Raw genomic sequence first — 509 nt, forward strand, 5'->3', positions numbered from 1 at the left:
TAACGCTTTTGTAAGGGGCGCGTGCAGTTTACGCGTCCCAGCCCAACTTGTTGGGCGAACTTAACAAACTTGTTATACGCACTAACACCCAATAATTTCGACATGTTCATTAGCTTCTTTTATTTTTTCAATCAATTTGTGTAAGCCTGTTATTTGATTAGGCATTTTGATTTTTTTTGAGCTAAACGAAAAAGTAAGCACAGTGTTTTCTGAGGCTATTTTTTCCATTTCCTTAACTGTGTGTACTGAAGTTTTAAAACGATTAGAGAAACGAATCTCCCCACTCAGCTCATCGAACTCAATCGTAGTAGGTTGCTTCATGATGTTTAAAGCCGCAAAACTTATCCCAATCAACCATACTCCCATAAAAATAACGACACTCAATTCTGGACCTTTTGTAATCTGGTAGATTGAAAATAATGCGCCTAAAGTAAATCCGATTACAAGAAAGCGCATCAATCTTTGGGCGGTTTTATCAACTACGAATATCATGGCTACCTGTGCGAATA

1 protein-coding gene is annotated in these 509 nt (G+C 37.7%); it reads right to left on the bottom strand.

What is annotated here, in order from left to right:
* Positions 1 to 81: 81 nt before the first annotated feature.
* A partial coding sequence (locus ABD036_RS19160) for a hypothetical protein (protein WP_343862815.1) occupies positions 82 to 509 on the bottom strand: 428 nt, incomplete at its 5' end.

The sequence above is a fragment of the Aliiglaciecola litoralis genome (assembly GCF_039523355.1).
In the GTDB taxonomy this organism is placed as follows: domain Bacteria; phylum Pseudomonadota; class Gammaproteobacteria; order Enterobacterales; family Alteromonadaceae; genus Aliiglaciecola; species Aliiglaciecola litoralis.